Origin of the sequence: Paraburkholderia megapolitana (assembly GCF_007556815.1) — a bacterium.
Classification (GTDB): domain Bacteria; phylum Pseudomonadota; class Gammaproteobacteria; order Burkholderiales; family Burkholderiaceae; genus Paraburkholderia; species Paraburkholderia megapolitana.
The window spans coordinates 370,931-389,459 of sequence record NZ_CP041745.1 but is presented as its reverse complement, the minus strand read 5'-3'; the positions used below and the strand labels follow the sequence as shown (position 1 = coordinate 389,459).

The 18,529-nt window shown below is 65.6% G+C and carries 20 protein-coding genes and 1 pseudogene; 4 read left to right on the top strand and 17 right to left on the bottom strand.

Going from position 1 to position 18,529, the window contains the following annotated elements:
• Positions 1-55 precede the first annotated feature (55 nt).
• The 3 genes and pseudogenes from lipA to FNZ07_RS15105 all read right to left on the bottom strand — a co-directional run bounded on the left by lipA (position 56) and on the right by FNZ07_RS15105 (position 2,280).
• Positions 56-1,068, bottom strand: a pseudogene (gene lipA, locus FNZ07_RS15115) (lipoyl synthase).
• 13 nt (positions 1,069-1,081) lie between these two features.
• Positions 1,082-1,855: a lipoyl(octanoyl) transferase LipB gene (lipB, locus tag FNZ07_RS15110; protein ID WP_091009417.1), complete on the bottom strand. Its 774-nt coding sequence runs from the start codon at positions 1,853-1,855 to the stop codon at positions 1,082-1,084.
• 95 nt (positions 1,856-1,950) lie between these two features.
• Positions 1,951-2,280 (bottom strand): DUF2917 domain-containing protein, encoded by a 330-nt coding sequence (locus FNZ07_RS15105; RefSeq protein WP_091009412.1) that lies wholly within the window; start codon positions 2,278-2,280, stop codon positions 1,951-1,953.
• A gap of 113 nt (positions 2,281-2,393) precedes the next feature.
• Between FNZ07_RS15105 and FNZ07_RS15100 the strand changes: the two genes are divergently transcribed.
• The gene (locus tag FNZ07_RS15100) at positions 2,394-3,389 is read left to right on the top strand and encodes a transcriptional regulator GcvA (RefSeq protein WP_091009409.1); all 996 of its coding nucleotides are present in this window, start codon (positions 2,394-2,396) and stop codon (positions 3,387-3,389) included.
• A gap of 13 nt (positions 3,390-3,402) precedes the next feature.
• Here FNZ07_RS15100 and FNZ07_RS15095 read toward each other — a convergent pair whose 3' ends face one another.
• The 9 genes from FNZ07_RS15095 to FNZ07_RS15055 form a co-directional block, all read right to left on the bottom strand.
• Positions 3,403-3,675 (bottom strand): DUF493 family protein, encoded by a 273-nt coding sequence (locus FNZ07_RS15095; protein ID WP_091009406.1) that lies wholly within the window; start codon positions 3,673-3,675, stop codon positions 3,403-3,405.
• Between the two features lie 73 nt (positions 3,676-3,748).
• Positions 3,749-4,969: a D-alanyl-D-alanine carboxypeptidase family protein gene (locus FNZ07_RS15090; RefSeq protein WP_091009401.1), complete on the bottom strand. Its 1,221-nt coding sequence runs from the start codon at positions 4,967-4,969 to the stop codon at positions 3,749-3,751.
• A 326-nt stretch (positions 4,970-5,295) separates the two neighbouring features.
• A complete protein-coding gene (locus FNZ07_RS15085; RefSeq protein ID WP_091009398.1) occupies positions 5,296-5,940 on the bottom strand; it encodes an alpha/beta hydrolase in 645 nt (214 codons plus the stop codon).
• 8 nt (positions 5,941-5,948) lie between these two features.
• Positions 5,949-6,272 carry a (2Fe-2S) ferredoxin domain-containing protein gene (locus FNZ07_RS15080; protein ID WP_091009393.1) on the bottom strand — a complete coding sequence of 108 codons (324 nt, stop codon included), beginning with the start codon at positions 6,270-6,272 and terminating at the stop codon, positions 5,949-5,951.
• 178 nt (positions 6,273-6,450) lie between these two features.
• Positions 6,451-7,608: a VanZ family protein gene (locus tag FNZ07_RS15075; protein WP_091009390.1), complete on the bottom strand. Its 1,158-nt coding sequence runs from the start codon at positions 7,606-7,608 to the stop codon at positions 6,451-6,453.
• A 59-nt stretch (positions 7,609-7,667) separates the two neighbouring features.
• On the bottom strand, positions 7,668-8,294 hold the full coding sequence (locus FNZ07_RS15070) for an ABC-type transport auxiliary lipoprotein family protein (protein ID WP_091009387.1): 627 nt from the start codon (positions 8,292-8,294) through the stop codon (positions 7,668-7,670).
• Between the two features lie 17 nt (positions 8,295-8,311).
• Entirely contained in the window at positions 8,312-9,271 is a 960-nt protein-coding gene (locus FNZ07_RS15065; protein WP_091009385.1) for an MlaD family protein, read from the bottom strand.
• 16 nt (positions 9,272-9,287) lie between these two features.
• The gene (locus FNZ07_RS15060; protein WP_091009382.1) at positions 9,288-10,166 is read right to left on the bottom strand and encodes an ABC transporter ATP-binding protein; all 879 of its coding nucleotides are present in this window, start codon (positions 10,164-10,166) and stop codon (positions 9,288-9,290) included.
• Positions 10,163-11,296 carry an MlaE family ABC transporter permease gene (locus FNZ07_RS15055; RefSeq protein WP_091009379.1) on the bottom strand — a complete coding sequence of 378 codons (1,134 nt, stop codon included), beginning with the start codon at positions 11,294-11,296 and terminating at the stop codon, positions 10,163-10,165. Before FNZ07_RS15055 ends, FNZ07_RS15060 begins: the two co-directional genes overlap by 4 nt.
• A gap of 140 nt (positions 11,297-11,436) precedes the next feature.
• Here FNZ07_RS15055 and FNZ07_RS15050 point away from each other — a divergent pair, with 140 nt between their 5' ends.
• The 3 genes from FNZ07_RS15050 to FNZ07_RS15040 are packed head-to-tail and all read left to right on the top strand — an operon-like array spanning position 11,437 to position 13,473.
• A complete protein-coding gene (locus tag FNZ07_RS15050) occupies positions 11,437-12,348 on the top strand; it encodes a biotin--[acetyl-CoA-carboxylase] ligase (protein WP_091009376.1) in 912 nt (303 codons plus the stop codon).
• Positions 12,345-13,181, top strand: coding sequence for a type III pantothenate kinase (locus FNZ07_RS15045; RefSeq protein ID WP_091009374.1), 837 nt, complete (start codon positions 12,345-12,347; stop codon positions 13,179-13,181). The genes FNZ07_RS15050 and FNZ07_RS15045 overlap by 4 nt, the downstream gene beginning before the upstream one ends.
• A 52-nt stretch (positions 13,182-13,233) precedes the next feature.
• On the top strand, positions 13,234-13,473 hold the full coding sequence (locus FNZ07_RS15040; RefSeq protein WP_091009370.1) for a hypothetical protein: 240 nt from the start codon (positions 13,234-13,236) through the stop codon (positions 13,471-13,473).
• A gap of 95 nt (positions 13,474-13,568) precedes the next feature.
• Here the strand turns inward: FNZ07_RS15040 and rfaE2 are convergent, their stop codons facing one another.
• The 5 genes from rfaE2 to FNZ07_RS15015 all read right to left on the bottom strand — a co-directional run bounded on the left by rfaE2 (position 13,569) and on the right by FNZ07_RS15015 (position 18,479).
• Complete coding sequence (rfaE2, locus tag FNZ07_RS15035; protein ID WP_091009366.1) at positions 13,569-14,051, bottom strand: D-glycero-beta-D-manno-heptose 1-phosphate adenylyltransferase; 483 nt, start codon at positions 14,049-14,051, stop codon at positions 13,569-13,571.
• A gap of 180 nt (positions 14,052-14,231) precedes the next feature.
• Positions 14,232-15,107 (bottom strand): ferritin family protein, encoded by an 876-nt coding sequence (locus tag FNZ07_RS15030; protein WP_091009363.1) that lies wholly within the window; start codon positions 15,105-15,107, stop codon positions 14,232-14,234.
• Positions 15,108-15,529: 422 nt separating this feature from the next.
• Positions 15,530-16,702 (bottom strand): patatin-like phospholipase family protein, encoded by a 1,173-nt coding sequence (locus FNZ07_RS15025; RefSeq protein ID WP_091009360.1) that lies wholly within the window; start codon positions 16,700-16,702, stop codon positions 15,530-15,532.
• Positions 16,703-16,737: 35 nt separating this feature from the next.
• Positions 16,738-17,466: a PhaM family polyhydroxyalkanoate granule multifunctional regulatory protein gene (locus FNZ07_RS15020; RefSeq protein ID WP_091009357.1), complete on the bottom strand. Its 729-nt coding sequence runs from the start codon at positions 17,464-17,466 to the stop codon at positions 16,738-16,740.
• 140 nt (positions 17,467-17,606) lie between these two features.
• Positions 17,607-18,479, bottom strand: coding sequence for an enoyl-CoA hydratase/isomerase family protein (locus FNZ07_RS15015; RefSeq protein ID WP_091009354.1), 873 nt, complete (start codon positions 18,477-18,479; stop codon positions 17,607-17,609).
• Positions 18,480-18,529: the final 50 nt, after the last annotated feature.

Genomic DNA, 18,529 nt, shown 5'->3' with positions numbered 1-18,529 from the left:
GCCGGGGTTGGCCCCCGGCAGCGAATCAACCCATCTCGCTGCCGGTAATCTTCACTTACTTGTGCAGATCTACGACACCCGCCCCATGTGCCTGCAAATCGGCGTGATAGCTCGAGCGCACCATCGCACCGACCGCAGCATGCGTGAAGCCCATCTTGTACGCCTCTTCCTCGTACATCTTGAACGTATCCGGATGCACGTAAGCACGCACCGGCAGATGGTGTTCGGACGGTTGCAGATACTGGCCGATCGTCAGCATATCGACGTCGTGCGCGCGTAGATCGCGCATCACCTGAAGAATTTCCTCTTCGGTTTCGCCAAGGCCGACCATCAGGCCGGACTTCGTCGCGACATCGGGATGCAGCGCCTTGAAGTCCTTCAGCAGCTTCAGCGAATGCGCGTAGTCGGAACCCGGGCGCGCTTCCTTGTAGAGACGTGGCACCGTTTCGAGGTTGTGGTTCATCACATCGGGCGGCGCGGCGTTGAGAATTCCCAGCGCGCGGTCCAGACGGCCGCGGAAATCGGGCGTGAGAATCTCGATGCGCGTTGCCGGCGACTGCTCGCGCACCTGGCGAATACATTCCACAAAGTGACCCGCACCGCCATCGCGCAGATCGTCGCGATCGACGCTCGTAATCACCACGTACTTCAGTTTCAGCGCCGCGATCGTGCGGGCGAGATTGACGGGCTCGTCGGTATCGAGAGGATCGGGGCGGCCGTGGCCGACGTCGCAGAACGGGCAGCGGCGCGTGCACTTGTCGCCCATGATCATGAACGTCGCCGTGCCCTTGCCGAAGCATTCGCCGATATTCGGGCAGCTTGCTTCCTCGCACACCGTGTGCAGGTTGTGCTCGCGCAGGATCTGCTTGATTTCGGAGAAGCGCGAGCTACCGGTCGCGGCCTTCACGCGAATCCATTCCGGCTTTTTCAGCTTTTCGATCGGGATGATCTTGATCGGGATGCGCGCGGTCTTGGCCTGTGCCTTCTGTTTCGCCGTGGCGTCGTAGACAGCGGGAGCGTCGGTGGGGCGGCAGTAGCGCCGGCGAGGTTCGCGGTAGCGTCAGTCATTCGTTCGATCCAGTCAGGCGGTGACGGCACCGGCCTGCGGTTGGGCGGCTGCGGTGCTGCCGTCGAGGTTTGCGGTAAGGCGGGCTGCAAGGGTGCCGGCTACGTCGTTCCAGCCGGCAGCGACGCCGAGCGTCGCCATATCGACTGTTTCGAGCCCGGCGTAACCACAGGGATTGATAGCCAGAAACGGCTGCAGATCCATCGCGACATTCAGGCTGACGCCGTGATAGCTGCAGCCGTTGCGGATCTTCAGCCCGAGGGCGCCGATTTTCGCGCCGCCATGCGGCCCTGCGTGCGGGCCGGGCGCCACATAAATGCCGGGCGCGCCCGCCTTGCGTTCTCCGGCGAGATTATACGCCGCGAGGGTATCGATCACGGCCTGCTCGATCCGTGTGACCAGTTCGCGCACCATCAGCTTGCGCCGTCGCAGGTCCAGCAGCAGGTATGCGACAACCTGCCCCGGCCCGTGATACGTGATCTGCCCGCCCCGATCCACCTTGACGAGCGGAATGTCGCTGTCGGCGGCGAGCAGGTGGGCGGGGTCGCCGGCCTGGCCGAGCGTGAAAACCGGGAGATGTTCGACGAGCCAGATTTCGTCGGGGGTGTCGGCGGTACGCTCGTCGGTGAACGCGCGCATGGCCGCGAAGCTGGTTTCGTAGGCTTCCACGCCGCGCCAGCGCAGCACCGGAGCCGGAACGGCAAGCGCCGTCTGGACGTTCGCGCTGGCGGCGTCAGGGGCAATCGGGCTGGGAGAGGGGGAGGAAGGCAAAACCGGCGAAGCGCACATAGTTTCGGCAGTTTACCGAAAACCGTGGCACCTCGCCGGAGGCACGCCATATCGCTACGGAACGTCCGGGCCGGTTCAAGTCGGTTCAGACCGGCTCAAACCGTGCGCCAGCCGTCCCGCTGCAGATGCATCGTCAGCCGCTCGACGATCCGCCCCAGCCAGCCGCGTACGCGCTGGTCGCAGCGACCGGGTACCGAAAAGGCGACGTTCGCAGCCAGGTCGCTCTCGGCGCTGAGCCACAGCCGCTCGCCGCTGCGCAGCCGCAACGTATGGCCCGGCTGGAGCCAGTAGTCCCGGGTGTCGTCGCTGCGCGTCACCCAGACAGGGCCGCCGCTAATCGCCAGCCGCGTGCTGCGCGTGACCCGCATCGGTACGGTTTCGCCGGACTTGATTTCGAACACGATACTAGAGGAAATTTCTCGCATGACAGACTCCGCAAAGGCTCGTTGACTGACTACAATCCTAGGCGTAACAAGGGATTGCGCATAACGATCAATTCTCACGGCTATGTGAGCCAGATTGCGATGGACCGACCACCATGGACCTACGACAGCTCCCCGCGCTGAACGCCATCAAGGCATTCGAGGCCGCCGCCCGGCACGAGAGCTTCTCGCGCGCCGCCGACGAGCTCTTCGTCACCCACGGCGCCGTCAGCCATCAGATCCGCGCGCTCGAAGCGGAGCTCGGCATTGCGCTGTTTTCCCGCGACGGCAAGCGCGTCCAGCTCACCGATGTCGGGCGACGCTACGCGACCCAGGTGCGCGCCGCGCTGACGGCCCTTGTCGACGCGACGCAGGCCATCCGCGGCGGCGACCGCGAGCGGCGGCTGGTGGTATCGATGCTGACGTCGTTTGCCGCGCGCTGGGTAACGCCGCGCCTCGGCAGCTTTATCGAAGCCAATCCGCAGTGGGACCTGGAGTTGCTGTCCACCAACGCGCTCGCCGATTTCACGCGCGACGACATCGACGTGGCAATCCGCTTCGGCTACGGCAAATATCCGGGGTTACACGCTGAATTGCTGCTGGAGGAGGTGTTCTTTCCCGCGTGCTCGCCGACCTTCAACGGCGGCAAGCTGCCGAAAGTCCCGACGGATCTCGCGAAATTTCCGCTGCTGCGCTCAGACGACGAGTTGTGGCGCCCGTGGTTCGACGCGGCGGGTTTGAACGACTGGCCGGAGCCCAAGCGCGGGGTGCTGTATGAGGATTCGTCGAACCTGCTGCAGGCTGCGATCGAAGGTCAGGGCACTGCGCTCACGCGGCGCTCGCTGGCTATGCCCGAGGTTGCCGCTGGCCGGCTGGTACGGCTCTTCGACATCGACGGGCCGAGCCCGTGGCAATACTATTTCCTCTGCCAGCCGCAGATGCTGCAGACAGCACGCGTGATGGCGTTCCGCAACTGGGTATTCGAGGAAGTCAGACGGTTCCGGCAACTCTTCGAGCGCGCCTGTCAGGAAGGTCCGCAGAAAGCGGTGAAGGGCGGAAAGACCGGCAAAGCGGAAAAAGCCGCCCGGCCGTCGCTGCAGGTCGAGCCCTGAACGGCTGTTCCGCTCAGAGCACGACCTTGACCATCGGGTGTCCGGTCAGCGCGCGGTAAATGTCGTCGAGCTGTTCGCGATTCACCGCCCGCACCGTCACCGTCAAACCGGTGTAGTTACCGCCGCTCGACGGCCGCACCTCGATGCGCTCAGCGTCGACACTGTTATCGAACTGACGGATCACCGTCACGATCGTCTCGGCGAACTCGGGATGCGACTTGCCCATCACCTTGATCGGGAAATCGCACGGATACTCAATGAGTGATTCTTCGTTCACAGGGCTCATCCTTGACTCCTTGAAACACCGCGCACGGCGTAACCCGACGACGCGCGCGGCGCAACCCGGGACGCCGCGGGTCTTACTTCTTCTTGTTGAACATCAGCATCAGCGAATCCCACACGCGACCCGCTACACCCGCCTGCGGCACTGCTTCGAGCGCGACGACCGGGAATTGCGCAAGCGTCTTGCCGTTGGCGACGAGCTGCACGTTGCCGACCTGCTGGCCGTCCGTGAGCGGCGCGATCAGCGGCGAATTCAGCGTGACCTGCGGCTTCGCCTTGTCGGCGGCGCCCTTCGGCAGCGTGAGGAACTGGTCGCTCTTCACACCAACCTTCACCGTGTCCTGCGCACCCTTGTAGATACGCGCCGTTTCGATCGTCTGGCCGGCCTTGTACAGCCGCACCGTGTCGTACGCGCTATAGCCGTAGTTCAGCATCTTCAGGCTGTCCTGCACGCGGTCGTGTTCCTTCACCTCGCCCATCATCACGGTGACGAGACGGCGCGATGCATCGGGCGTGCCCGGCAGCGAACGCTTCGCGGTCGCGATCAGGCAGTAGCCGGCGGCTTGCGTGTGACCGGTCTTCAGGCCGTCGACAGTCGGATCGATCCACAGCAGACGATTGCGGTTCGGCTGCTTGATCTTGTTATAGGTGAATTCCTTCACCGAGAAGATGCTGTAGTAGTCGGGGAAATCGCGAATGAGGCGCGTGGACAGCAGCGCGAGATCGCCGGCTGTCGTGTAGTGCTGCGCGTCGGGCATGCCGTTCACATCCGCGAAATGCGTATGCGCCATGCCGAGGCGCTGCGCCTCCGTGTTCATCATGTTGACGAACTGCGATTCGCTGCCGCCGACCAGTTCGGCGAGCGCGATCGCCGCGTCGTTACCCGACTGGATGATCATCCCGTAGACGAGATCGTGCACCGTGACCGGCTTGTTCGCTTCGATGAACATCCGCGATTCGTCGTTGCGCACGCGGCGCACCGCTTCGCTCGGCATCACCGTCTGATCCATCGAAATCTTCTTCGTCTGCAGTGCTTCGAAGACAAGGTAGGCCGTCATCAGCTTGGTCAGCGACGCGGGTTCGACGCGCTCGTCGGGGTTGCCCGATGCCAGCACCTGGTTGCTGGTGGCATCGACGAGTACCCACGAACGCGCGTTCACCGCCGGCGGCGGCACCTGCGCGAAGGCCGTGCTCGCGACCAGCGTAGCGGGCAGCAGCACGCCAAGCGTGACGGCACGGCTGAGGGAAGACGGAACGAGGGAGGACAGTGACGAAGAGCCGGGAGTGGAAAAACGCATAGGATCGATTCGGGCAGGGTGAGCTTCGTGCACACAAGGGCACACGCGCAGTGCATGGTTGGGTAGAGCCGGTCGGCAAGCGCAGCGCCGCAAAAACTGTGCGGCGCCCATTGGACTTGCGGCCACGCGATCGGTTCGCGCAGATGCCGGGCATCCGGCGCTGCACGTGCTCTATCGGGCCCGCGCACTACCGGATGGGCGGCGCTGCGCCCAAAAAAGAGCGCTCATTATACGCGCCGCCGTATCGACCGATTCGGGTCGATCAGGGAAAACCGCGAGAAAACAGCGTACATCATGCGAGAAACGGGTTCATCCCGCCAGTGCAATCAGTGCCACGCGTCGACGATGATGCGCTTCAGAATATGCAGCTTGCGATGCAGAAAATGCTCGGCACCCGGAATCACGACGACCGGCAGTTCCTGCGGCCGCGCCCAGTCGTACACCGATTGAATCGGCACCGTATCGTCGGTTTCGCCGTGAATCACGAGCGTATTTTCCGGCACTCGCGCGACTTCCCAGCGACTCGCCGCCGTGCCGACAAACACCACTCTTTCGATCTCCTTGCCGGCCTCGCGCAGTTGCTGCACGACATGCGACAGCACGAACGTGCCGAATGAAAAACCCGCGAGTACGAGCGGCAGATCGGCGTAACCCGGTTGCGCGCGCATGTGATCGAGCACCGCGAGCAGGTCGTCGCGCTCGCCGTGGCCGTTGTCGTGCTCGCCTTGCGTTTGCCCGACACCGCGAAAATTCGAGCGGTACGTGACGTAGTCGAGCTGCACCAGCGTACGTGCAAGCGTCTGCGCGACCTTGTTGTCCATCGTGCCGCCGAAGAGCGGATGCGGATGCGCCACCAGCGCGATGCCGCGCGGTGCGGCGCCGGCTTCGCGCACGGCGTCGGGCAGATCGAGCGCGACCTCGATCTTGCCGACCGGACCGTCGATCAGGAAATTCTGCGTGTGAACGTTCATCGTGTGGCTTACCGGTCGATCAACAGCCGTTCGACGATCTTGCCGTTCGCGAGATGCGAATCGACGATCTCATCGATGTCGGCCTCGTCGACGTACGTGTACCAGATGCCTTCCGGATACACGACGATGGTCGGACCTTCCTCGCAGCGGTCGAGGCAGCCGGACTTGTTGATTCGCACCTGCCCCGGACCCGCGAGGCCCAGTTGCTTGACGCGTTTTTTCGCGTACTCCTGCATCGCCTGCGAGTTGCAGTTCGCGCAGCTCGGGCGTTCTGCGCCGGGATCGCGCTGATTCAGACAGAAGAAGACGTGGTGCTTGAAGAACGAGTCCATGATGGGCCGGAAGTTACGCGCAAATGTGGGGACCGCTGCGGCGCGACGATGCGATACGTTGCACGCGCGCTGCGCACGGCTTGTTGTGCGGTCGATTATAACGAGCGCGGTGGACGCTCGCAGCCGGGAGGTGCCGATCGCCCCGCGACCCGGCGCGGCGGTGGATCCCTACGGTTGCTCAGCGGCCGGCACGCCGCCGTGTGAGCCACGCCCGTTCCGCCGAAAACGCGAGCCACACGAGCATCGCATACGGCCACGTCCACGCGAGCCAGCGTGCGAGTCCATTGAAGTGCAGATAGCGGCCCTGGCGCCAGTCGGCAAGCACGACATCGAAGTACGGATTCACCGGCAGGAGATTCACGCACACCAGCGCGAGGACCAGCGCGCATGCGGCGAGCGTCGCCCGCAACGTAGGCGGCAGAACGAGCGCCAGCAGCGCCGCCACGGTACCGGCCACCAGCCCTGCCAGCGCGCCGGGCGTTGCCCAGTCGAAGGCGAGACCGGACTGCGATTGCAGGAACGTCGCGCCGGCCTTCACGAACAGCGTCAGCGCAATCAGGCCGAGCATCAGGCGCACGCGCGGTGCGCGCGGCCGGATCGGCAGCGATGCGAGCGCTGCCGCCGCAAACAGGTTCAACGCGGTGACGACGGCTTCCCACACGTCGTCCGGCATCCACGTGGCGAGCAATCCGGGCCATGCGGCGACGTGCCACGAAGCCGGCGTCCAGGCGAGCAGCGCGTCCTGCATCGTCGCATCGAAGTTCAGCCACAACACGCGCGGCCAGTCGCCAATGCCGAACAGCAACGGCGCGGGAAACATCGTGGCGAACGGCCATAACCCGGTAAGCGCGACCAGCGCCGCCGCATCGCGCTCGAGCCACAGAAAGCGCAACCGGCGCAATGCGCCGCGATCGAGCAGCGCGCCGGTCGCGGGCGCCATCAGCGCGGCACCGAGCAACGCGCCAAGCGCATTCGCCGTGAGATCGAGGTTCGATGCGACACGTGTCGGCAGATAGGTCTGCACTGCCTCCATCACGCTCGATAGCAACGCGCCCAGCGCAAACCCGAGCGCGATGGCCGATGCGCCACGTCGGCGCGGATAGATCGCGAGCACGACGAGCGCACCGAACGGCATGTAGCCGAGCACGTTCGTCACGACGTCGAAGGCGGTCAGATAGCGGGGAAGCGGATCGTTCAGATAGTCGAACGGACCGAGGCCGAGCGAGCGCCAGCCGGAAAACGGATACCACGACCCGTAGACAATCAGCGCCGCATACAGCCCCAGCGCCTGCCGCGCGAGCGCAGACGGGCGGCGCTGCCACGGCTTGTCGCTCATGCTGCGCTCCAGGGTCCGCGCGGCGCGCCGCTCACGACGCGCCGCTCATCGCCGCTCGCTCATTGCGCGGCCACCAGCGGCTGCACGCCGAGCCATGCGGCAATCTGCGCGATCAGATCGTTGCTCGCTGCGGCGAGCGCGGCGGCACCGCCGGCGGCATCTGGTGAGCTAGCGGGCGCGCGAGCGACGAACGTGTGCTGCCCGATCACCTTGCCGTTCTGGATCAGCGTCGCGCGTGCCGTGACCGCGCCGTGACTTTGCGCCTGTCCGTCGAAGACCTGCTCGAACTCCTCGAGATCGATCTTCAGCACCGGCGCGCGCACCCCGTCCGCGCCGGTCAGCACGGTGCCGCGCGACGACAGCGCAGCGCGTAGACGCTGGGTCAGCAGTTGCGCGGGCGCCATCGTCCAGTGGCTGTTCGAATACGACGAGAGCCGCTGTGCGTCGGCATAGCCGAGGCGATAGACGAGGTGGTCGGAATCGAGTGTCTGCGGTGCGGTGACCTCGAGCACCTTGATGGCGGGCAGCGTGCCAGTGGTGATTGACGGCGTGGCCGGGCCGAGGTCGTAGCGGAAATCGGCGACTGCAGCCGGTGTGCTGCAGCCCGCGAGCAGACTCACGGCGAGCAGCGCAGACAACACAGCACCGACGCCGGCGGAAAAGGAGCGGTCAAGCAAGCGTGACATGGCAGAGTCCTTTGAAATCATTGCGCCGCCGCAGGCACGCGCGATGCCGGCCAGCTAAAGCCTGGCTCGCCGGGGCCCGGTGCAGACGGCGCCGTGCCGAACAGCACACTGCGCGGGTTGTTGCTAAACGCATCGGCGGCGCGATCCACCGAGCGCGCCGCCGACCGCACGTCTTGCGACAGCGAATTCACGCGCGGCAGCGTCTCGTAGCTGACCCGCGCGGACAGATCCTGCAGCGTGCTATCCATCGACGACAGCGCGATACCCGCCTGCTGCGCCGCCGTGCCGACCTTGTTGAGCGGGCCGTCCGAGCGGTTCAGGCTCGTGATCAACTGGTTGGTCGAGGCGAGTGTGCTGTCGAGTTGCGTCAGCGTGCCGGGCAGCTTGCTGACCGTCGGGCCCATCTGCTGGCTCAGCGTCGTCACGCCGTCGGCAGCGTGCTGCAGGCTCGCGGCCGTGGCGAGCAACTGGTTGCGCATGTCGTCGGAGAGCATTGCGTCGACGTCGCCGGCGACCTTTTCGAGCTCCCGCAGCAGCACATCGCCGCGCTCCTGCAACTGGTCGAGCAGGCCCGGATGCATCGGCAGCTGCGCCACGTCCTTTACCGTCGAAGGCAACGGCGCGGGATCGTGGCCCGTATCGTCGAGCTGGATGAACGCAATACCCGTCACACCCTGAAAGCCGAGGCTGCCGAACGTCGAGCGCGTGATCGGCGCATTCTTGTCGACCACGATGCGGATCACGATCTGCCCCGGATGCGAGCGATCGAACTTGATGGTCTGCACCTTGCCGACGTCGAGCCCGCGATACCGCACGGCGGCATCGGTATAGAGCCCGGTCACATTGGTCCGCGCGATCAGGTCGTACGGAATGCGCACCGACCTGTCGACGTTGAACAGAAACGCCGCCACGGCGATCGCGACCAGCAGCGCGACGGTGAAGAGCCCGGCCCAGAAGGCGTGCGATTTGTTTTCCATGGTCAGGTTCCCTGGTTCACAGCGGTAGCTCGGACGACGCCGGCTCGAGCGCGGCCGGCGGCAGCTTCGCACGGCGCTCGGGCGGCAATGCCTGCAGCGCGCGGCGGCCGCGCAGGCCGAGGAAATATTCGCGGATGAACGGATGATCGACGTTCGCGGCTTCTTCGACGGGCGCGGCGACGAGCACCTTGCGGTCCGCGAGCACCGCCACGCGGGTCGACAACGCGACCATCGTATCGAGATCGTGCGTCACCATCACGACCGTGAGACCGAGCGCGCGATGCAGCGTGCTGATCAGTTCGACGAATTCGTCGGAGGCACGCGGATCGAGCCCGGCGGTCGGTTCGTCGAGAAACAGCAACTCGGGTTCGAGCGCGATGGCGCGCGCAATGCCGACGCGCTTGATCATGCCGCCCGACAGCGCGGCCGGCATCTTCGATGCGTGCTTGCACGGCAGACCGACCATCTCGAGCTTGAGCATCACGATATCGCGCAGCAGGTCGTCGGGAATCTTGCCGAGTTCGCGCAGCGGTTGCGCGATGTTGTCGAACACCGACAGCGACGAGAACAGCGCGCCCTGCTGGAACAGCATGCCGGAGCGGCTGCGCATCAGGTGGGCGGCCTCGGGGTCGATCTTCGAGGTGTCTTCGCCGAACACCAGGATGGTCCCCGACGAAGGCCGCTCGAGCCCGAGGATCTGCCGCACGAGCGTGGTCTTGCCCGAGCCCGAGCCACCGACGATCGATACGATCTCGCCGCGCTTCACGTCGAAGTTCAGATGCTGGTGGACGATGTTGCGGCCGTAGCGCTTGGTGAGGTCGCGCACCTCGATCACCGGTTCGGCGATCGAGGGTAGCGGCTGGCCGCGCACGGCGGAAGTGAGTGGCGCGATCATCCGAGCCCCACGTTCTGGAACAGGATCGCGAACACCGCATCCGCGAGAATCACGACCGTGATCGACGACACGACCGAAGTCGTCGTCCCCTCGCCGAGACTCTGCGAGTTCGCCTTGATGCGAAAGCCAAAATGACAACCGACAATCGCGATCAACATGCCGAACACGACGCCCTTGCCGAGGCCGATCCACAGGTTCGCGACCGGTACGACACCCGGCAGCGCGCGCACGAAATACGACATGTCGATGCCGAGCACGATTTTCGCGGCGAGCGCGCCGCCGGTGAGCGCGATGATGTTGGTCCACATCACGAGCAGCGGCATCGCGACAGCGAGCGCGACGACGCGCGGCAGGATCAGCCGCAGACCGTGCGGGATGCCCATCACGCGCATCGCGTCGAGCTCTTCTGTGACGCGCATCACGCCGATCTGCGCGGTGATCGCCGAGCCCGAGCGCCCGGCGACGAGAATAGCCGACAGCACCGGCCCCAGTTCGCGGATCACCGACAGCCCGAGAATGTTCACGATGTACTGGTTCGCGCCGAACAGCCGCAACTGCTGCGCGGACAGATAGCTCAGCACGATGCCGATCAGGAACGCGACGAGCGCGGTGATCGGCAGCGCCTTCGTGCCGGCGCCATAGACGTTCGCGGAAATTTCGGTCCACGGCGTGATCTTCGGATTGCGCGCGATGGCCAGCAGGTCGAGTACGACACGACCGAACATCGCGATGCCGCCCGACAGATGCTCGAAGAACGAGAAGAGCGACAGGCCGAGGCGCGTGAACGGATCGATGCGCGGCACGGCCTCGACCGGTTCTCGGCCGGCGTCGAGTAGCGCGATGCGCTCGAAGATATCGCGCTGCGTGTCGTTCAGCTCGGCGAGTTCCGGCGGCAGCCGGTGGCCCCAGATGCGCCACAGTGCCTGGCCGCCGACGTGATCGAGCCGCTCGACGCGCGACAGGTCCCATTGCACGACCCGCTCCGCGCTACCCGCCAGCGCGCGCAGACGCGGCACCACGTGGCTGCGCGAGCGCGCCAGCGCGAGCGCCGTCCACTGGCCGGAGAGACGGACCACCTTGCCCTGGTTGCCCGCGGTGATGTCGAGGCCGGGGGGAGTGTCGAAGTTCAAGGGTGCGTGGAAGAAAGTGGTTATGGGTTCGAGGCAGCGGCCCGGGTGTCCGCGCCCGGGTTAGCGGCCATTGTAACGAACGCAGCGCGTCGAAAGCGTGGCCGCGCCCGCGGTTGGTCCCTATGGCTACAATACGGGCCATGAACGCTCCCACAAAACCCTCCAGCGGCGCTCCGGCAGACGACTGGCGCATCGACCGGGCCCGCGCTGTCGCGCTGTTCGGCACGCATGCGCAAGACTGGCCGATCGAGATCGTCGAAGAAACCGGTTCGACCAACGCCGACCTGATGGCCACCGTCAAGGCGCTGCCGCGCAAAGCTGGCGCGCTCGTCCGGCCGATCGTGCGGGTCGCCTATCTGCAGACCGCCGGCCGTGGCCGGCGCGGTCGCACGTGGTACGCGGAACCGGGCAATGCACTGCTGTTTTCGGTCGCCTGCGTGCTGCCGCGGCCGCTCGAAGGGCTCGCGGGGTTGAGCCTCGCGGTCGGCGTCGCGCTGGTCGACGGGTTGCGCTCGCTGCCGCTCGGTCCGGCGGCCGGCCAGATCGCCCTGAAGTGGCCGAACGACGTGCTGTTCGAAGGCGACAAGCTGGCCGGCATCCTGATCGAAACCGCCTGGAGCACCGACGATGCCAGCGCGGTCGTGATCGGCATCGGTACCAATGTGAAGGGCGCGGACGCGCTTGCCGCGAAGGTGGGTGCGCTCAATGCTGGCGTGCCGGCGCAGGTGCGTGGCGCGGCGCCGACCGCGCTGTCGCGCGCGTTGCCGACTGCCAATCTCACCGATACGCTCGCCGCCGAACTGAATGCACTCGAACCCGCGCTGCAGCGCTTCGCGACCGACGGCTTCGCGCCGTTCCGCCAGCGCTGGAACGGCTGCCACGCGTACGCGGGCCGCGAAGTAGTGTTGATCGAACAGGGCAAGGAAATTGCGCGCGGCGTGGCGGCGGGTGTCGATGAAAGCGGCCAGTTGCTGCTCGACACCGCGAGCGGCCGCGAAACGATCGCTACCGGCGATGTGTCGCTGCGGCTCGCCAGCGACGGTGCCGCATGAGCGACGCGCTGTTTTTGCTGATCGATGCTGGGAATAGCCGGGTGAAGTGGGCGCTGGTGCGGGCCGACGGCACGCAAGTACAGACCGGCACGTTCGAACATCGCAAGGCGCAGGCCGAGGTCGACGAAACCGCGGATGGCCCTGACTGGTCGCAGCTTCCGGTACCGCGCGGCGCGTGGCTGTCGAACGTCGCGGGCGCCGCGGTCGGGCAACGTATCGACGCATTGCTCGATGCGCACTGGCCCGCTCTGCCGCGTACGACGATCCGCGCGGTCGCCCGGCAATGCGGCGTGACCAATGGCTACACGACACCGTCCGCGCTTGGCAGCGACCGCTGGGCCGGCTTGATCGGCGCGCACGCGGCGTTTCCCGGCGAACATCTGTTGATCGCGACGTTCGGCACTGCGACGACACTCGAAGCGCTGCGCGCGGATGGGAGCTTCGTCGGCGGTTTGATTGCGCCCGGATGGTCGCTGATGATGCGCTCGCTTGGCGAGCACACCGCCCAGTTGCCGACGCTCGACATCCCGTCCGCGCAAGGTTTGCTCAAGGGTGAGAACGGCTCCGGCCCGTCGTTTGCGAGCGATACACTGCGTTCGTTGTCGGCCGGTTGCGTGCTGGCGCAGGCGGGGTTGATCGAGCGGGCGTGGCGCGACTTGCAGGCCGCGTGGCAGGTGCCGGTGCGGCTCGTAGTGGGCGGCGGCGCAGCGATCGAAGTGACAGGCGCGCTGCAGGTGCCGCATACTCGCCATGACACGCTCGTGCTGTCCGGCCTCGCGTTGATCGCCGCCGACGATGCCGCGCGGACCGCATCACCCGTACCATCCCCCTGACCCGCACGCGCCCGATGAACGCAGCCTCATCCTCTCGACGGAGACTTCGACCATGCTGCGCTGGCTGATCGCCATCCTGCTTCTTGCCAATGTGCTCGCGTTCGTTGCGATGCGAGGCGTCTTCGGTCCGTTGCCGGCTGCCGGCATACGCGAGCCGAATCATCTGAACCGGCAGATTCACCCCGACTGGCTCAAGGTTCGCGCGTTGTCGGCCGCGGATGCGGCGGACCAGGCGGTAGTGGGCGGGCCGGCTCCCGCTCCGGCGATCGCGGCGTCGGCGCTCGCGCAATAAACTGGGCTACTGCGGCGTTACTTTCGCACCGGGCGCACTGCATCCGCGTTACCGCCGCACCACCGGCGCGCGATTCCCCAGACGAAACGAGCGCGTCAGCCCTGAGCGCGGACTTTCTTCAGCAACGACGTGGTCGAGCGATCGTGCTCGAACGGAATGGCGAGCGCGCTGCCACCCCAGCCGCGCACCAGCGCCGATTCAGGCAGCGCGTCCATGTCGTAGTCGCCACCCTTCACGAGCACATCCGGGCGCAGCGCCTCGATCAATGCCACCGGCGTCTGCTCCTCGAAACACACCACCCAGTCGACGCTTTCCAGCGCCGCGAGCAGCGCCATGCGGTCGGCTTGCGCGTTGATCGGCCGGTCGTCGCCCTTGCCGAGCATGCGCACCGACGCATCGCTATTCACACCGACGATCAGACACGCACCGAGCGCCTTCGCATCGGCGAGATACGTGACGTGCCCGCGGTGCAGGATGTCGAACACGCCGTTCGTGAACACCACCGGGCCGGTTAGCGACGGGCGCAGTTGTGCGAGCGCGTCGCGGGTTGTGAGCTTGCGTTCGAAAATGACAGGCATGGGAATCGGGCTAATGAAGGTGAATGACGGGTAAATATCGGACGAATGAGGAAATCGGGAAATCACGAAGCGGGCACGCCGGCAGAAAGAAAAACGGCCCGGCAGGTTTGCGCCTGTCGGGCCGTTTCGTGTCCGTTGCCGGTTCGGGCTTCTGATTCCTGCTACCGGCTACCGGCGCAATCAGGCCGGTTGTTGCTGCACCGAACCTTGCTCGACCTGCAGACGGCCGACCACTTCCTTGCGGTAGCGATTCAGTTCCTGCGCGGTGTTGAAGGTGCGTTCGAACAAGATAGACAGGTTGTGCAGGATGCGCTCGACGACCTTCTTCTCCCAGCCGTCGTCGAAGCGGATCTGCTCGTCGAGCCAGCGTTCGAGCCATTCCGGATCGGGCAGGCGCGACTGGATCGTGTCGCGCGGGAACAGCGCCTGGTTCACGTGCAGGTTGGTCGGATGCAGCGGCTTTTCGGTGCGGCGGGCCGACGCCATCAGCACGCCGATCTTCGCGAATGCCGCACGCGCGACGTCGCCGAAGTTCGTCAGTGCCTTCTTCATGTAGCGCAGGTAGGCACCGCCGTGGCGCGCTTCATCGCGCGAGATGGTTTCGTAGATGTGCTTGATGACCGGCTCGGTGTGCCATTCGGCGGCCCGGCGATACCAGTGGTTCAAACGGATCTCGCCGCAAAAGTGCAGCATCAGCGTTTCGAGCGGGGGCGCCGGATCGAACGTGAACCGCACCGCATGCAGTTCTTCCTCGGTCGGCACGAGTTCCGGCTTGAAGCGCCGCAGGTACTCCATCAGCACCAGCGAATGCTTCTGCTCTTCGAAGAACCATACGCTCATGAAGGCGGAGAAGTCGCTGTCGTGGTGGTTGTCGCGCAGGAACATTTCCGTCGCGGGCAACGCCGACCATTCGGTGATCGCGTTCATCTTGATCGTCGCCGCCTGCTCGTCGGTGAGCAGCGAAGCATCGAACGAGTCCCATGGAATGTCCTTCTCCATGTCCCATCGAACGGACTCGAGCGATCTGTAAAGTTCCGGATAAAGCATGGTGTTCATATTCCCACCCCTGTTTCTGCGCGTTACGACGACTGTTGAATCTGGTTACTGTTTCGGCTGACGCACGAAAACCGCTTGTTCACGTGCTCAATGTTCGATTTTACGCGGCAATCGGACGCTCAGATGCACGCGTATCGCAAAGAAACGTCTGGAAACGATTATGCGTTTGCGAAAAAAGCCGGTTTTTGCGCGGGGCGGCGACCGCCACGCGGTCAGCCGTGGGTGGAGAACTACCTTGCCTGGGCCGACAAACGGGCGATTCGTGGGTTGTTTTCTGTGCGCCCGAACATTCTGAAAGCTCGTTGCATGATAGCACGCGAACTTGACAAAACCTGGTCGCGTCCGGGACGGTCCGGCTCACCGCCGGATGCAGGATGGAAAAGCCGTCTGCCGCGTCGATCCGGGGCGACATCCCGATTGTGTCAGCGGCCGGCGTGCCCGCTTGTGCCCGCCTGTTCGATCCATGCAGCCACTTCATCGCGCCGGGCAAGCGCGTCGCGCCGGCCGAGTTCGATCAGCTCGCTCGTGAATTCGCTTTCGAACAGCAGATAACTGGCAAACGACGCGCCCGATGCCCGGTTGCCGCCGACCGCGCCGAGCAGCCCACGCACCGTCAACGGCAAGCGCTTTAGATGGCGTGCCGCGATCAGCTCGATACGTTCGCTCGGCGCGATCGCGAGCACGTCCACGTGGCGCCAGCCGCTTTCGGGTTCGACGGCGTGCGGTAGCTGCAGGACCATCCGGTTCACGTGCTCGATCCGTTCGATGTCCGCGCCGATCGCATCGAGAAACACGCTCGCGAGCACCTGCTGGCCGATCTGCGCCAGCGACGGATAGTTGTCCTGCTGCTCGATCGCCGGCACTTCGGGGCGCGGCGTGGCCGCACCGATCACGACGATGCGGTCGGCGCCGAAGTGAATCGCGGGGCTGAGCGGCGCGATCTGACGCACCGAGCCGTCGCCGAAATATTCGTGACGACCGTCGATTTCGAGTGACACAGCCGGAAACACATACGGAATCGCCGACGAAGCGAGCAGATGCGCAGGCGTCAGTTCGACCATCCGCGCGGTGCGTTGTGCGCGCCGCCATGCGTGGATCGGCTCGCTGGCCTGATAGAACGTGAGGTGTCGCCCCGACGAATAGCTGAGCGCCGTCACCGACAGCGCATGCAGCGCACGCGATTCGAGCATCTGGTCGATGCGGTGAAAGTTGAGCGTTTCATGCAGCAGCTTCGCGAGCGGTGCGTTGTCGAAGAGCGCACGCGGCGAGCGGCGCGCAGCCCAACCGAGCGTCATTGCCGCCAGCCAGCGCGCCCCGGCTCCGACCACACCAGGCCAGTCGGTGCGATACACGTGATTCGCGCGCATGCCCGACCACACGTCGACGAGCCGTTCGGCGCCGCGCGCGAAATCGTCGGCGTGGCTCGCAATCGAAGTCGCATTGATCGCCCCCGCCGATGTGCCGCACACCACGGTGAACGGCGACGCGCGCTGCGCGGGCGCGACCTCGCGGGCAATGCTCGCGAGTGTCTGCAATGCGCCGGCCTGATAGGCCGCGCGCGCCCCGCCGCCCATCAGAACCAGTGCGAGTCGCATGAGGTACGCATCGGGTTGTCGGTGATGGTGGTGTTTTACTCGGGCTGCGGCGGGGTTTTCTTCGCGCGCGAGGGGCTCGACGCCCGCTTCGCCGCCGGTTTGCGCTTCGCGGCCGGCTGCTTCGCTCCAGCTGCCTTAGGCGCGGCAGCGCCCGCTGGCGCATCGGGCGCTGCGCCTGGCTGCGTCATCGCGAACTGCGCAAGCTGATTGAACTGCGATTGCAGCAGGTTCCACCAGCCGGACGTATCGAACGCGGGTGCGCCAGTTTCTGCACCGGCGGTCGATGCCGAAGCTGCTTCCTCTGGCGCCGGGGCCGCTTTCGCGGCGGGCTCAGCCGGCTTGCTGCCCGACGCGGCTGCCGCCGCTGCCGCCGAGAACGCAAACGGCGACGACGCCGCCGACGACGTCTCCTTCGGTCCCAGCGGCGCCTGCGCAAACGCGCCGAACGCGCGCAGCGTTGCGAGCGTCGCGCGCTGCACTTCGAGCGCCTGGATCGCCGACTGCAACATGTTCAGGTTCAGCTTCAACCATTGCTCGACGGCACGCATGTCGGTGATGCGTTTGTCGAGTTCTTCGACGTTGGTCAGCGGCGCCATCATGTCGGACATCATCGACAGCGACGGTCCGAAGCCTTGTGCCGCGCCGGGCTGACCGCCCGCGAACGGCGTGAGACGCATCATCTCCCACATCCGGTCGAGCATGCCGGCCGGGGGAAAACCTGGGAAGCCAGGAAAAGGCGGCGTGGTGCCGGATTGATCGGTCATATAACTTTCTCCTCACACCGGAAACGATTGAAGCGCGGCGGCCCGCTCACGGACAGGATGCGCTTCGTCTGATCATACCGCGCGGGCCGTGCTGCGCGCCGCGCTCCGCAACACGGTCGCGACGCACAGGCGAAACCGCATCAGAACGGCTCGCCGCCCGGAAAATCGGCGGGGCGACGCTCGCGCAGCGAACTCACGCCCTCGCGCACGTCCGGCCCCGCGAAGCCCATGAATTCAAGTGCCAGCGAGGTATCGAAGGTCGGTCCTGCCAGCCGCAGCCAGTTGTTCAGCGCGTACTTAGTCCAGCGGATTGCCGTCTGCGAGCCGTACGCGAGCTTTTCGGCGATCTCGAACGCGGTGGACAGCAAGGCACTTTCATCGACGGCGCGCGACACGAGGCCGATGCGCTCCGCTTCTTCGCCGCTCACCGGCTCGCACAGCAGCAGGTAGTACTTGGCCTTCGCCATCCCGCACAGCAACGGCCAGACAATCGCCGCATGGTCGCCCGCCGCGACGCCGAGGCGCGTATGACCGTCGATGATGCTTGCCGTTTTCGCCGCGATCGAAATATCGGCGAGCAGCCCCGCGACGAGACCCGCGCCGACCGCCGGCCCATGCATCGCCGAGACGATCGGCTTGCTGCAGTTGATCACGTTGTAGACGAGATCGCGGGCCTCGCGCCAGACGCGCGTGCGGACATCGAAGTCGGTCGCCATCTGCTCGACAAGGTCCAGATCGCCACCAGCCGAAAAGCCCTTGCCTTCGCCGCGAATCAGCGCGACGCGGGTCTCGTTGTCGCGATCGATGTCGCGCCAGATGTCGGCCAGTTCGCGATGCATGCGCTCGTCGGCGGTGGCGAGACCACTGCGATTCGCGCCCGCGCCGTTCATCACGATTTCGAGGATGCCGTGCGGATGACGGCGCAGTTGCAGCGACTCGTAGTGCGCGTAGAAGGCGGGGTTGCGGTCGGGCGCATCGGGCGATGCCGCTGGCTCCGGTGGTTGATTCGACATGGCGGTTTTCCGTGATCGAGGGTTGCGTGCCGGCGGTATCCGGGTCGATG